Below are 14,139 nucleotides of genomic sequence, written 5' to 3'. Positions count from 1 at the left end.
CCTACTCCTATTAATTAAAATTATGCTTTAGCTGTACCTTTCACCTTAGCGATAACTGCATCAGCGATGTTCTGTGGTACAAAGTCATAGTGAGAGAAAGTCAATGAAGCTGTTGCACGACCGGAAGTAATGGTACGCAGATCAGTCACATAACCGAACAGCTCTGACAGAGGTACATCAGCTTTGATAACCTGTGAACCAGCTTTGGTATCCATACCCTTCATTACACCACGACGACGGTTGAGGTCACCTGTGATAGGACCGGTATATTCTTCTGGCGTAACAACGTCTACTGCCATGATAGGCTCAAGCAGTTTAGGACCAGCGTTACGAGCAGCTTCTTTGAAACCAATACGGGCAGCCATTTCAAAAGAGAAGGCATCCGAGTCAACATCGTGGAAAGATCCGTGGAAGAGACGAACCTTCATTGAGTCGATTGGGTAACCAGCCAGAGGACCATTCTTCATAGCCTCATCAAAGCCTTTCTGGATAGAAGGAATAAATTCACGAGGAATAACACCACCTACAATCTTGTTATCGAACTGTAAGCCTGGCTTCTCCTTACCATCTTCCTCCTGGTCATCACGTGGTCCGATTTCGAATACGATATCGGCAAATTTACCACGACCACCTGTCTGCTTCTTATATACTTCACGGTGCTCAAAGTTCCTGGTAAGAGCTTCTTTGTAAGCCACCTGAGGAGCACCCTGATTTACTTCTACTTTGAATTCACGACGCATACGGTCGATGATGATTTCCAGGTGAAGCTCACCCATACCACGGATGATGGTCTGACCTGTTTCTTCATCTGTATTAACCTGAAGCGTTGGATCCTCTTCGATAAGCTTAGCGATAGCATTACCAAATTTGTCCTGATCAGCTGTTTTCTTAGGCTCGATAGCGTAACCGATTACAGGCTCAGGGAATACCATTGATTCAAGTACGATAGGATTCTTCTCATCTGACAGAGTATCTCCGGTCTTGATATCTTTGAAACCTACTACCGCACCAATATCACCTGCTTCCAGACGATCAATCTGATTCTGCTTGTTAGCGTGCATCTGGAAGATACGTGAGATACGCTCTTTGTTACCCGAACGGTTGTTCAGTACATATGAGCCTGACTCAAGTACTCCTGAGTATGAACGGATAAAGCAAAGACGACCTACGTAAGGATCAGTAGCGATCTTGAACGCAAGAGCCGCAAACGGTTCTGTTTCAGAAGGCTTACGAACTACTTCGTTACCTGTACGGGGATCCGTTCCTTTGATGCTCTCTCTATCCAAAGGTGAAGGCAGAATGGCCATCACATAGTCCAGCATAGTCTGAACTCCTTTGTTTTTGAAAGAAGAACCGCAAAGCATAGGAACGATCTTCATGCTGATAGTAGCCTGACGAAGAGCTGCCAGAATTTCGTCTTCTGAGATAGACGCTGGATCTTCGAAGTACTTCTCCATCAGAGTTTCGTCGAATTCGGCTACGGCTTCGAGCAGTTTCTCACGCCACTCAGTAGCTTCTTCAAGCATATCGTCAGGGATAGGTACCTCGGTAAAGGTCATTCCCTTATCTTCTTCGTTCCACTGGATACCACGGAAGTTTACCAGGTCAACTACTCCTTTGAAGTTTTCTTCGGCGCCGATTGGCAACTGTAGGGGTACTGCGTAGCTACCAAGCATTTCCTTTACCTGCTTACACACGTTCAGGAAGTCGGCACCCGCACGGTCCATCTTGTTAACGAAACCGATACGAGCTACGTTATAGTTGTTGGCCAGACGCCAGTTAGTCTCAGACTGAGGCTCTACACCATCTACTGCGCTAAACAGGAACACAAGACCATCCAGAACGCGAAGCGAACGGTTTACCTCTACGGTAAAGTCCACGTGACCCGGAGTATCAATGATGTTGATGTGGTAGGTATTGTCACGGTAAGGCCAGCTAACAGTAGTAGCCGCCGAAGTGATCGTGATACCACGCTCCTGCTCCTGCTCCATCCAGTCCATAGTGGCAGCCCCATCGTGTACTTCTCCGATTTTATGGCTTACCCCTGCGTAGTAAAGGATACGCTCGGTTGTTGTTGTCTTACCGGCATCAATGTGTGCGGCAATCCCAATATTTCTTGTGAACTTTAAATCACGTGCCATGATAATGTGACTATATATTTAAGCTGATTTTCTATTTTGATGTGCGGGCGACGCCCCCTATTGATTTGACGGTTCATGCCACTCAAAAACAGACCGCAAAAGTAGTGAAGTAATTATGTAAAAACAACTTAGCCTCAGTTATTTTTGAAGATATTTTTGTGAAGCTGTATTTTCTCAGTAGAGATTACTTAAATCCACCTGATGTTCTACAAGTACCCGCCTGGTTTATATAATAGCAGCCGTTGGTGGCATAGGTTACTTTCACTACCCCTACTATAACTACCTAAACAAAAACACTTTATAGGTAAGCTCTCTGCTTCACCCATTCATTATATAACGGCATTTACGACCTGATGAGTTTCACATCCGGCAGTAAATGTTACTACTGTGCCTTAACTGACGCAGGAGCTGTTATGGAGAGGTAGATCATGCGCAATTTCCAGTAACAAAGAAGGCATTAATAGATGCGCTCTCTGTACCAGATACTGGACTAGTCCTATAAAATGGAGAGAGCCCGCACGTAGTGCAGGCCCTCTCCATATAGCGATAATGCTTATGCTTAGAAACGGAAGTGCGAGAACGCCTTGTTGGCTTCAGCCATACGGTGCGTATCGTCTTTCTTCTTTACAGCAGCACCTTCACCCTTAGAAGCGGCGATGATCTCAGCAGCCAGACGGTCTACCATGGTCTTCTCACCACGCTTACGAGCGTAACCGATCAACCACTTCATACCCAGAGCCTGCTTACGCTCAGGACGTACTTCAGTAGGTACCTGGAAAGTAGCACCACCTACACGACGGCTCTTTACCTCTACCGAAGGAGTTACGTTGTTAAGCGCTTTACGCCAGATCTCCAGACCGTTTTCGCTGGTCTTTCTTTCTACGATCTCAAGAGCATCATAGAAGATAGTGAAGGCGATGCTCTTCTTTCCCTGCAGCATCAGGTTGTTCACAAACTTAGTAACCTGTACTTCCCGAAACTTTGGGTCAGGAAGGATGTATCTTTTCTTTGGTTTTGCCTTTCTCATTGTAATAAGATTGTTTGCACGAGGTTTCGTTTTGCAACTCATTCATGCCTACTCAGCTTCGGCATTACTTCCCTTTTATCAGAATTTAATTTCTAAAAAGTAGAGAGAGTTACTTTTTGATTACTTTTTCTTGCCTTTTGCTGGCGCTGCTGCTGGTTGACCTGGCTTAGGACGCTTAGCACCGTACTTAGAACGACGCTGCTTACGACCATTTACACCGGCAGTATCAAGCGCACCACGTACGATGTGGTAACGTACCCCTGGTAGATCTTTTACACGACCACCACGGATCAGCACGATAGAGTGCTCCTGCAGGTTGTGACCTTCACCCGGAATGTAAGCGTTTACTTCTTTCTGGTTAGTAAGACGCACACGGGCTACTTTACGAAGAGCCGAGTTTGGCTTCTTGGGCGTTGTGGTGTACACACGAGTACATACTCCACGACGCTGAGGGCAGGAATCCAAAGCCGGAGACTTGGATTTCCATGTCATTTTCTCTCTCCCTTTACGGACTAATTGTGAAATAGTAGGCATTTAATAGCTTGATTTTGAATAGTTAATCAACTAATCGTTTATCATTTATATAGTTTTTCCGAAAAAATCGGACTGCAAAATTAGAAAAACAACTACTGATTTACAAATGGTTAGTTTTGATTTTTTTCATAACGCTCTGCCCGTTTTGGTAGTTATACTAGTAGCACGGTAGTTTTTTACGGTGCATACAAGTATTCATCACTCCTATTAAAACCTACTATAACTACTTATGTCGACCACCAAAACCCCTATTACCGTGGCTTATGGCGACGGAATCGGACCGGAAATCATGGATGCTACGCTGCGCATATTAGAGGCAGCAGGCGCTCAGATAGAACCCGAAATCATTGAAATTGGTGAGAAAGTATATAAAAGCGGTACCAAAACCGGCATACAACCCAGCGACTGGGAGTCATTGCGCCGGACCAAAGTATTCCTGAAGGCGCCTATCACTACCCCCCAGGGCGGTGGCTTCAAGAGCCTCAATGTAACAGCCCGTACCACGCTGGGGCTTTTTGCCAATGTGCGCCCCTGCCAGGCGTATTATCCCTACGTAGATACCAAGCACCCTGCTCTGGACCTCGTCATCATCCGTGAGAATGAGGAAGACCTCTACACGGGTATCGAGCACCGACAGACCGACCAAGTATTCCAGTGTCTAAAGCTGATCTCCCGCCCTGGTTGCGAAAAGATCATCCGTTACGCGTTTGAATACGCCCGGGCTTATAACCGCAAGAAGGTTACCTGCTTTACCAAAGACAATATCATGAAAATGACCGACGGACTGTTCCGGAAGGTATTTGATGAAATTGCCAAGGAGTACCCAGACATCCAGAGTGAGCACTGGATCATTGACATCGGGTCGGCACTACTGGCCGACGAACCGGAGCGCTTTGGTGTCATTGTTACGCTGAACCTCTATGGGGACATTATTTCGGATATTGCCGCTCAGATAGCGGGCTCGGTAGGTATGGGTGGCTCAGCCAATGTCGGCGATCAGTGTGCCATGTTTGAGGCCATACATGGATCAGCGCCGGACATAGCCGGACGGGGTATTGCTAATCCATCCGGACTGATCAACGGCGCCATTATGATGCTGGTACACATTGGACAGGGTGAAGTAGCCGCTAAGGTACATAACGCCTGGCTTCGTACCATTGAAGAAGGTATCCATACCGGCGACATCTATCAGGAGGGCGTAAGCAAGCAACGGGTAGGTACCAAGGACTTCGCGGATGCCGTTATCGAGCGACTGGGCCAGCAGCCGCAGCATTTCAAGGCTGTCAGCTATGCCTCAGCCCCCCGTCCTATTCATATTACACCGGGAGTACCTCCGGCACAGAAGAAAGAGCTGGTAGGCATTGATGTATTTCTGGATTGGAAAGAAGGTACCGCGAATGAACTTGGCGACACGCTATCTTCCCTTTCTGACTCGTCACTACGGCTCAAGATGATTACCAATCGTGGGGTAAAAGTATACCCGGAGGGAATGCCTGAGACATTCTGTACCGACCACTGGCGGTGCCGCTTTGTGAGTGATAACGGCGGACTATCCACCGAAGCAACCCTGAAGCTGCTCGCCCAATTGCACGAGCGGGGGTTTGACTTTATCAAGACCGAAAACCTCTACACCTTTGACGGCCAGCCCGGCTATTCACTGGGACAGGGAGAGTAATCAACTAATACGTAGGGAGGTATGTGCGGAGGAGAGCCGATCTTTTACAGGTCGGCTCCTGCATTTTTCAGTAGTTAGGCTATCTGTGTAATCAATAAATTCTAAAAATTAACGTTAGTCAATCGTAGAATTTTCATTACAGAGGTTGTTTTAGTAGTATTGTCAATCAGCATTCACCTTTACAGCATAACTAGAAGACGCTATTTTACCTACCACTATGAATATATTGCGGTGCCTCTACACTCCCTGGACCATGGTCCTAGCACTGAGTGTTTTTGTGGTGGCTTGCAACCCCACCATGCAAGCGTATAAGCAGGGCGTTAAGAAATTCGAGAATGGCGAGTATGACCTGGCCATCAAAGATTTTCAGCGGGCTGCTTCTGCCAATTACGAACCTATCCAGACCAATTACCTGATTGCGGAGTCATATCGGCTTTCCAACCGAAGCCGCGAGGCTATTCCTTTCTATCAGAAGGCTATACAGGCAGGACTCACTGAGCCGGAAGCCCGGTTTCACTATGGCTATGCCCTGAAGGCCGCCGGCCAGTACAACGAAGCCCGCGAGCAGTTTGCGCAGTTTGCACAGAATGCTACCGCCAAAAAGCCTCTCCAGGATCGTGCTCTACGTGAAATCGAAACGCTGAAGATCACAGATCGGATCGGTCAGAAAAATATGGAGGTAAAGCTGGAAAACCTCCCCGTTAATACACCTGGCTCGGAGTTTTCGTCGGCCATACTTGGAAACGAGCTACTGGTATCTGCTTCCAAAAAAGAGAAGGTATACAAGAACAACGGCCAGCCCATGCTGGGCCTGTATAAGATCAAGATTGGCGAAGCCCCCAGCGAATCAGGCGGTAGCCCTACCCTGTTTAGCAGCAATATATTTGCCGAAGACGCCAACGAGAGCTCTCCGACCTTTACTCCCGACGGCAAGACCATGGTATTTGCCCGGGGCAACAGCGGCAAGCGCAAGGGCACTATGAATGTGGACCTGTACCTGAGCCGACTGGTGGATGGCCAATGGAGCGAGCCCCGCTACCTGCCGATCAACGACTCGCTGGCCTGGGATGGCTCTCCGGCCTTCTCACGCGACGGCAAGACCCTCTACTTTGCTTCTGACCGCGCGGGTGGAGCCGGTGGAGCCGATATCTACCGGACCAATATGGACGCCTCCGGCCGCTTCAGCAAGCCCGTAAATATGGGTAAGGATATCAATACCGCCGGTGATGACATGTTCCCCTACGTTGCACCCGACGGTAAGCTCTACTTCGCCTCAGATGGACACCCGGGCTTGGGTAAGCTGGATCTCTTTGTAGCGACCCGCTCGCAGGGTGTTATCTCGGTCGAGAACCTGGGGGTACCCTTCAATACGCCGCAGGATGATTTTGGGCTGGTATTCCACGAGGGAACCGATAGCGGCTTTTTTACCTCCAACCGGGAGGGCGGTAAGGGTGACGATGATATCTACTTCTTCTCAGCCCCTACCGAAGACCAGCCTGATACCACGGTTATAGCCCAGAATGATCCGACCCGTATCAACGGCCAGCTGAAGGTAGTACGCTACTTCCTGGCGGGCGATGTACTAAGTAATACTCCCAGAGCCAACCCCATCGACTCGGCTACGGTCCGTATACTGGCCGATAGTGCCGATGTAGAGCTGGGCCGCCTGGTGACGAATGAAAGAGGTACATTTGGTACATATCGTCTGGAAGAAGGGAAAGACTACGTACTACTGGTAGAGCGCAGAGGCTACATCAGCCGGCGGACGCCATTCTCCATGGATGGACGTTCTATTCCACCGATCTTCCTCAACAAAGTTGTGACGGATACTACCTACCGGGTGACGGTACGACTGGATAGCCTGGAGCTGAACAAAACCTTCGTACTGGAGAATATCTACTACGACCTGAACAAGTATAACATCCGCCCGGACGCGGCACAGGAGTTGGATAAGCTCGTGGAAGTGCTGAGGGACAACCCGACTATGAAGATCGAGCTTAGCTCCCATACCGATGCCCGTGCTACGGATGCCTACAACATGACACTATCGCAGCAGCGGGCCGAGTCGGCGGTTAACTATATCGTATCCCGAGGTATAGATGCCGGTAGACTAACCGCCCGGGGCTATGGAGAGCGGCAACTTATAGTCCAGAACGCCAGGACGGAAGAGGAGCATCAGCGCAACCGCCGTACGGAGTTTAAGATATTAAGCTACTAGTCTTTCCTGATTTAGATACTTTTGCGGGGTGAATGGTTTCACCCCGTTTTTTTTGTGCACAAAACTCTGTATTGGGAGTTATATTATCATAAAGAACTAATTGAGTCCAATGGCTAAACGAATTATTTACTGGTTTCGAAATGACCTGCGTCTCCACGACAATGAGGCCTTTCTGCGTGCTACTCAAGAAGCCGACGAAGTGGTGCCGGTGTACGTATTCGATCCCAGAACTTTTGAGAATACAGACTTAGGCTTTCGAAAAACAGGCTTGTTCAGGGTACGCTTCCTTATTGAGTCCGTGGAGAATCTGCGTAAGAACCTGCGGCAAAAAGGAGGAGAGCTACTTATACGGATGGGCGAACCAGAGAAAATTGTATTTGAGCTGGCCAAAGAGTACAATGCTCAGGAGGTATTTACCAGTAAGGAAGTAGCCCTGGAGGAAACAAACGTGGAATCGTCACTCAGCAAGCGGCTCAAAGTCATCAACGTTGATTTTGAGCTAATCTGGACAGCCACATTGTACCACCCGCGCGACCTCCCTTTCTGGATTTCGCGGCTTCCGGAGATATTTACTGATTTCCGCAAAGCGGTTGAAGAGCAATGCCAGGTACGGCCTACCTTTCCGACACCTGCGGAAGTAAGGCTACCGGCTGACTATGACGCGGGTACACTACCCGGACTGACCGAACTTGGATTTACGGAAGCCGAAGTACATAGCACAGCCTCCCAGCAGCCTCCGCTCTTTGAGGGAGGTGAAGATGCCGGATTACAGCGGCTGCGGCATTATATGTGGGATGAGAACCGCCTGCGTACCTACAAGGAAACCCGTAACAGTATGCTTGGCCTTGACTACTCGTCGAAGTTTTCGGTCTGGTTGTCACTGGGATGCCTCTCTCCGCGCTATATACACGAAGAGGTGCGGCGGTACGAAGCTGAGCGCGTAGCTAATGAGTCGACTTACTGGCTCATTTTTGAGCTGATCTGGCGTGACTATTTCCACTATGTATCGCTAAGGCACGGCACCCGTATTTTTAAGCCATCGGGTATCAAGCACGATGTATCTATCAAGTGGAGCCACAACCGCGAGTTGTTTGAGAAGTGGAAAAACGGGCAGACAGGTATACCTTTTATAGATGCTAATATGCGTGAGCTACAGGCTACGGGGTATATGTCCAACCGGGGTCGGCAGAATGTAGCCAGCTTCCTGGCCAAAGATCTGAACATAGACTGGACCTGGGGTGCCCAGTACTTCGAAAGCCAGCTGGTAGATTATGATGTGTGCAGCAACTGGTGCAACTGGAACTACGTAGCCGGTGTAGGCAATGACCCGCGCCTCAACCGCTACTTCAACATCGTTTCGCAGGCAACCTACTATGATCCGGAGGGGCAGTACGTGAAGCACTGGCTGCCCGAGCTGGCCCAGGTACCTGCCGCCAAGGTGCAGAGCGTATGGCAGCTTACCAGCGAAGAGCAGCAACAATACGGGGTCACGTTAGGTTCTCAGTATCCACTACCAATCATCCATGCCGATAAGTGGTTGAAGCCATCCGAAGACCGATGATGTAGAATCACTGTGGCACTAATTTGCTAGTAGCTAATTTTGAATCAAATCATACACTTTACTATTACTAACTAACTATGTCAAGAGCACTTATTATCGTTATAGCCCTGGTACTTGTTTTCGGGTTCTTTGGCTGTAGTACGTATAACGGTTTGGTCAATAAAGATGAAAATGTAAATGAAGCCTGGGCCAGGGTACAAAGCCAGTACCAGCGCCGGGCCGACCTGATTCCGAATCTGGTAAATACCGTAAAAGGAGCCGCTGAATTTGAGAAAAGTACGCTTCAGGGGGTAATAGAAGCCCGTGCCAAGGCTACTTCTATTAACCTTACTGCGGATCAACTGACTCCGGAGAACGTGCAGAAATTCCAGCAGGCGCAGGAGCAGCTAAGCGGTTCGTTATCACGACTGCTGGTGACGGTAGAGCGCTATCCGGATCTGAAAGCCAACCAGAACTTCCGTGACCTGCAGGCTCAGCTGGAAGGCACCGAAAACCGTATCACCGTAGCCCGTAACGACTTCAATACCGTAGTCCGGGACTACAATCAGTCGGTACGTACCTTCCCGGCGGCCATGTTTGCGGGTATGCTTGGCTTTCAGCAAAAAGGCTACTTCGAAGCCTCACAAGCCGCTCAGACCGCCCCTACGGTTCAGTTTTAACTGATTTCTTCAAAACGCCACACTACTTCAATCAGGGGTAGGTGGCGTTTTGTACTACTCACTATATCCGCAAAAGGTATGTCCAGCGAACAGGATTTCTTAGGACCGGAAGACCAGCAACAGATTGTGGCCGCCATTAAGCAGGCCGAAAGCAAGACTTCGGGAGAGATAAAAGTTCATATTGAAAAATACTGTCCTGATGGTACGCCTATTGAGAGAGCCAAGGTGGTATTTGAACAACTAGGCATGCAGAACACCGCCCTGAAGAACGGAGTACTTTTTTACCTCGCCTACGAAGACCACAAGTTTGCGGTAATCGGCGACGTAGGCATCTATAAGAAAGTACCGCACGATTTCTGGGATAGTACCAAAGAGTTGCTCCGCCACCACTTTTCGCACGGTGAATTTAAGGAAGGTCTCTGCAATGGGATTCGGGAAGCTGGTGTACAGCTCAAGACCTACTTTCCGACCCATTCCGATGACATCAACGAACTACCCGACGATATATCGTTTGGGTAATACTACGTTATGAAAAAACTACTTCTTTCTTTTATAGTAACGCTGGCCATTGCTCTCGGGGCACTTGCTCAGGACATCCCAGCCAAACCCAATCCTCCCCGCCTGGTCAATGACTTCGCCAATGCACTCAGCGCGGATCAAAGAGCAGCTCTGGAACGTAAGCTGGTAGCCTACGATGACTCCACCTCCTCGCAGATCGCCCTTGTTATAGTACCTTCGGTACAACCCTATGATATTTCCGAATATGCTTTTAAACTGGGCCGCGAATGGGGTGTAGGCAAGCAGGGCAAAAACAACGGTGTAGTAGTACTATGGGCGCCCCAGGACCGAAAAGTATTTATAGCTACGGGCTATGGATTGGAGGGAGCTATTCCCGACGCCATTGCCAAGCGCATCGTATCCGATGTAATCTTACCGCAATTCCGGAACGGGCAGTACTATCAGGGACTTGACCAGGGCATTGATAACATCATCAGGTACGCCAGTGGCGAGTACAAAGCTAATCCCTCAGACCGCAACAGCGAAGAGGCTCCCTCCGGATTTCTTATATTTATAGTGGTCTTTATAGTTATCCTTATTATCATCTCCCGAAGCAAGGGAGGCCGGGGTGGCGGGGGCCGGGGCTATCGCAGCGGCGGTGGCGGCGGACCTATTTTCTTTCCCTATACGACGTACTCAGGCGGAGGCAGTCACTCAGGCAACTGGGGGGGAGGCAGTGGAGGCGGATTCGGGGGCTTTGGAGGTGGTAGCTTCGGAGGAGGTGGCGCCGGAGGCGATTATTAGGCCAATGCTAGGTTCCAGGGTACTTCTAGGCCCTTCTACCACCAAATCTCTTCATGGGCTTGATTCTATGATTACAAAAGCCTTTTACTAATTGGTGATCGCTGTATAGAATAGGTACAGTAATTTCTTCGTTAGTCGGGGTAGTTTAACAGTTTCTTTTACAAAACGCATAATACATGGAGAACAGAGGGAACGCCAGTCTGCTGGTGGGTTTGATCTTGATGACTGTACTCGCCGCCGTATTTGGGTACCTGTACTATCATGAGCGCAACATCACTACCAAACAGGAACAGGACCTTGAGACCCGTGTGACTGAGCTGGCTTCTGCCGAGATCAAACTGGATTCTATCTCCAAACAACTGGATGTGCGTATTGCCGAAGTGGAAGGCCTGGGAGGTGATGTGGAAGAACTACAGAAAATGAAAGCCCAGCTGGAATCGGATCGGGCGGCTCTTCGTAAGGGCAATGCTTCCATGTCGCTTAAAATAAAGGAATATGAGGCATTTTTGACAAGAAAAGACCAGGAACTTGCACAACTTAGGGAAGAAAATCAACAACTTATTAGCCGTAATGACTCCCTGGTCACCCATACTACTACCCTCAGACAGGAGAGGCAGGTACTAAGCGATTCGCTACAGGATGTGGTAGTTAAAAACAAAGAACTGGAAGAGAAAGTAACCATTGCTTCGGCTCTGCGAGCCCGAAGTGTGAAGGTATACGCTATCTCATCCAAAGGAAAAGTACGCGAAGGCGAGAATGTACGTTCGCGCCGAATCGATAAGGTACGGGTGGACTTTATACTGGAAAAGAATCCTCTCACTCTGCAGGAACCCAAAACTATTTATATGCGTATTCTTACACCACAGGGAGCTACCATTTCAGATGTTGCTATGGGCTCCGGTACCTTTGAGATCAATGGTGGTGAAGAAGCCTTTACGATCAGCAAGCAGGTCAACTATACGAATAGCAACCAGGATGTAAGTATCCTGTACGACCGGAACAGCCCATTCCCCTCGGGTACTTATACTGTTGAGCTATATTCGGAGGGGTTCAGAATTGGAGAAGGTACTTTTTCGGTTCGGTAGTATAGCGTACCCGTCAGGAGCATACATGGAGGCGGGTCTAACCCAAAGTCAGTGGAAGCCCGAAAGACACCGGCAGTACCTATTAGCTATTATTCCAAATTTATAAGAAAGCTTTCTATTTTTGTAGTAGAACGGCGGTCACTAACAGTATTTAATTATCTTTGAACCAATGGTTTTACCTATTGACTCAGATAGACGTATACTAAAATATTAAAGTTAAGTTTCAACCAACCAGGATGTATTTAGTTATACTGAATGCAGTTTTATCCTTTATCTATTAAGCCCCCCAGATGAGTGTCAAAGTAGATGTAAGTATTGCATTTTATGGTAAACCCTATCAGGCAATAGTTACGATAAAGTCCTTATTAAAGCACAGCCGACAGCATATTGATAAAATTTACCTCTCCCGTCAGCGGCAGCAACCCCATGATGACTACATCGGTATATTCAAGGTAATAGATTACTTCAAGAATGATGACGTCAATCTGGTAGTTCACTATCCTTACCATGCCATTGGGGCTGGAGTCATGGATTATGAACGAGCTAAAAACGACACCAGGTTCAGACAAAGCATCATGTACCAGTATGCTCTTGAGGTTACTGACAAGAAGTACCTGTGCCTGATGCACAATGATCTTCTGTTTCATGGCGACATGATCGGTGATATGCTGAAGACGTTTAGTGAGGGTCCTAGGGAGCTTGTGGGAGTAGGGCCGGTAGGCCAGTGCTGGAGCTGCCCAGCCGGACCAAGTTGGGCTAATAAATGTGGTCCAGAGCGGTATGATCAGTACGTACCGTCTATGGAAGAAGCCATAGCCCTTACTGAGAGCCATAGTACTCCTCGTAAGGATATCCAGCTGAATGTCATACGCAACGGCAGAGTACACATACTACCTGAGTGCCGCCTCAACGAGTTCTGTGCTATGATAGACGTAGAAAAGTACCGGAAGGAAACACTGCCTAATGGTCCTATAGGTTGCTTTGGCGGCGTGTGGCATGGTAGCGATACAGGTACTATATGGTCACACGATATGGTTAAGCGAGGGTATAAGTTCAAACACATGACTCTGGAGAACTACGCACGCCATGCTCCTTTTGAGAGCTCAGGAAGCGGTACCAGTGCTTACTTTAAATCTGACACCTACTGGCAGGCGGAGCAAAGGGCCAAGGAGTATATAGAGAAAACCTTCGGCCCGCTGAACTTCAGCGCCTATGTACCAGTGGCTAATACACTGGATACCCTAAAAAGAAAATCATGGCTGCTACTGATTAATACAGTAGGTTTTGCAAAAAAAATAGTAGGTAAAGGATAGAGGCTGGACTGGTTTTTTTGGCGCGTCGGAGTAGTTGCAGAAAGAGTAAGTTTCTGATAACTATCTTTATAGAGTTGAGTTATACGAATAGCTTATATTGTAAACCGCCAAAGCGACCAGTACAATGCAACACCTATACCACACCTACTTCCGAGTTCTTTTTCTGGCAGGTATTGCCGGGCTGCTACTTGTTGTACCCGCTGCCTTTGCGCAAAACATCCTCTTTCAGCAGAACTTTACCGGACCAGGACCGTATACATCCAGAACACCCAATACTACTCAGTTTGATACCATCTACGTTCAGAATGGTGCTATTCTGAGACTTGCACCCAGACAGGGGTTCGTAGAGTTTGAACGTAATGGAGTGGGAAGTGGCAGGGTTGTTCGATCAACAGATTTATCTCCGGTATCAAACACTATGTACTATCAAGTAAGAGTTACTGTTCCTGAGATTAGAACTAATACTACTAATGCCGCTGCGCTTGCAATAGGCACTAACCTATCAAATACTTCGGGAACAGCAGCTCCTAATAATGACGTTTTCGCAAGAATCTATATAAATTTTGTATTAGGCACAATGGGTCAGCCTAATCATATTCTTTTTCGCAGGCTTGTTCCATCCAG

General features: G+C 48.2%; 11 protein-coding genes. 8 read left to right on the top strand and 3 right to left on the bottom strand.

Annotation, left to right across the window (positions count from 1 at the left end):
* Positions 1 to 20: 20 nt before the first annotated feature.
* From fusA to rpsL, 3 genes are all read right to left on the bottom strand, one after another.
* Complete coding sequence (gene fusA / locus JTN23_RS04345; protein ID WP_247232654.1) at positions 21 to 2,141, bottom strand: elongation factor G; 2,121 nt, start codon at positions 2,139 to 2,141, stop codon at positions 21 to 23.
* 559 nt (positions 2,142 to 2,700) lie between these two features.
* Complete coding sequence (gene rpsG, locus JTN23_RS04340; RefSeq protein WP_247232652.1) at positions 2,701 to 3,168, bottom strand: 30S ribosomal protein S7; 468 nt, start codon at positions 3,166 to 3,168, stop codon at positions 2,701 to 2,703.
* 120 nt (positions 3,169 to 3,288) lie between these two features.
* On the bottom strand, positions 3,289 to 3,702 hold the full coding sequence (gene rpsL, locus JTN23_RS04335; RefSeq protein WP_247232650.1) for a 30S ribosomal protein S12: 414 nt from the start codon (positions 3,700 to 3,702) through the stop codon (positions 3,289 to 3,291).
* 229 nt (positions 3,703 to 3,931) lie between these two features.
* Between rpsL and JTN23_RS04330 the strand changes: the two genes are divergently transcribed.
* The 8 genes from JTN23_RS04330 to JTN23_RS04295 all read left to right on the top strand — a co-directional run bounded on the left by JTN23_RS04330 (position 3,932) and on the right by JTN23_RS04295 (position 13,515).
* Positions 3,932 to 5,377: an NADP-dependent isocitrate dehydrogenase gene (locus tag JTN23_RS04330; RefSeq protein WP_247232648.1), complete on the top strand. Its 1,446-nt coding sequence runs from the start codon at positions 3,932 to 3,934 to the stop codon at positions 5,375 to 5,377.
* 253 nt (positions 5,378 to 5,630) lie between these two features.
* Positions 5,631 to 7,595 carry a CHU_0125 family OmpA-like outer membrane integrity protein gene (locus JTN23_RS04325; protein WP_491630931.1) on the top strand — a complete coding sequence of 655 codons (1,965 nt, stop codon included), beginning with the start codon at positions 5,631 to 5,633 and terminating at the stop codon, positions 7,593 to 7,595.
* Positions 7,596 to 7,704: 109 nt separating this feature from the next.
* Positions 7,705 to 9,156, top strand: a complete 1,452-nt coding sequence (locus JTN23_RS04320; protein WP_247232646.1) for a DASH family cryptochrome — start codon at positions 7,705 to 7,707, stop codon at positions 9,154 to 9,156.
* Positions 9,157 to 9,233: 77 nt separating this feature from the next.
* Positions 9,234 to 9,815: a LemA family protein gene (locus JTN23_RS04315; protein WP_247232644.1), complete on the top strand. Its 582-nt coding sequence runs from the start codon at positions 9,234 to 9,236 to the stop codon at positions 9,813 to 9,815.
* A gap of 78 nt (positions 9,816 to 9,893) precedes the next feature.
* Positions 9,894 to 10,334, top strand: a complete 441-nt coding sequence (locus tag JTN23_RS04310) for a TPM domain-containing protein (RefSeq protein ID WP_247232643.1) — start codon at positions 9,894 to 9,896, stop codon at positions 10,332 to 10,334.
* A 9-nt stretch (positions 10,335 to 10,343) separates the two neighbouring features.
* Positions 10,344 to 11,117 carry a TPM domain-containing protein gene (locus JTN23_RS04305; protein WP_247232640.1) on the top strand — a complete coding sequence of 258 codons (774 nt, stop codon included), beginning with the start codon at positions 10,344 to 10,346 and terminating at the stop codon, positions 11,115 to 11,117.
* 176 nt (positions 11,118 to 11,293) lie between these two features.
* Positions 11,294 to 12,202: a DUF8428 domain-containing protein gene (locus JTN23_RS04300; protein WP_247232639.1), complete on the top strand. Its 909-nt coding sequence runs from the start codon at positions 11,294 to 11,296 to the stop codon at positions 12,200 to 12,202.
* Between the two features lie 290 nt (positions 12,203 to 12,492).
* The gene (locus JTN23_RS04295; protein WP_247232637.1) at positions 12,493 to 13,515 is read left to right on the top strand and encodes a hypothetical protein; all 1,023 of its coding nucleotides are present in this window, start codon (positions 12,493 to 12,495) and stop codon (positions 13,513 to 13,515) included.
* Positions 13,516 to 14,139: the final 624 nt, after the last annotated feature.

Source organism: Telluribacter roseus, from assembly GCF_017355915.2.
Lineage (GTDB): Bacteria > Bacteroidota > Bacteroidia > Cytophagales > Spirosomataceae > Telluribacter.
This window is presented reverse-complemented; position numbering and strand designations above follow the sequence as displayed.